At 71.7% G+C, this 728-nt stretch carries 1 protein-coding gene; it reads left to right on the top strand.

The features are described 5' to 3' along the window. Positions 1–728 (top strand): DEAD/DEAH box helicase (locus G6020_RS10760; protein WP_241732669.1); only part of this gene is annotated, 728 nt, incomplete at both ends.

Genomic DNA, 728 nt, shown 5'->3' with positions numbered 1-728 from the left:
TCCGCCGTAAGCGCAACGCTCCGCGCGGGCTGATCCTCGCCCCCACCCGTGAGCTCGCCCGTCAGATCGACGAGACGCTCGCACCGCTGGCCCGCGCGATGGGCCTCAAGACCACCGTGATCTTCGGCGGCGTCTCGCAGGGCCGCCAGGTCAGCGCGCTCGACCAGGGCGTCGACATCGTGGTGGCCTGCCCGGGCCGGCTCGAGGACCTCATGGGGCAGAAGCACTGCCGCATGGACTCGATCGAGGTCAGCGTCCTCGACGAGGCCGACCACATGGCCGACCTGGGCTTCCTCCCGGGAGTCACCCGGATCCTGGCGGCCACGCCGGCGGGCGCCCAGCGCCTGCTGTTCTCCGCGACGCTGGACCAGGGTGTGGACAAGCTGGTCCGCAAGTTCCTCGACAACCCGGTCGTGCACGAGGTCGACGACGGCTCCGCCACCCCCGGCGCGACCGCACACCACGTCTTCCACGTGGACCCGGACGACCGCGTCCGCGCACTGGCGGACCTCGCCGGCGTGAACGAGCGGACCGTCATGTTCACCCGCACCAAGCACGGCGCCAAGCGCCTGGCCAAGCAGCTCTCCGGGCGCGGCGTGACCAGCGTGGACCTGCACGGCAACCTGTCGCAGAACGCACGCGTGCGCAACCTCGACGCGTTCTCCTCCGGCCAGGCGAGCGTGCTCGTGGCCACCGACATCGCCGCGCGCGGCATCCACGTCGACGAC

The organism is Dietzia sp. B19, from assembly GCF_014145155.1.
Taxonomy (GTDB): Bacteria; Actinomycetota; Actinomycetes; order Mycobacteriales; family Mycobacteriaceae; genus Dietzia; species Dietzia natronolimnaea.
The sequence above is the reverse complement of the archived record's forward strand: the minus strand, read 5'-3'. Positions and strand labels throughout refer to the sequence as shown.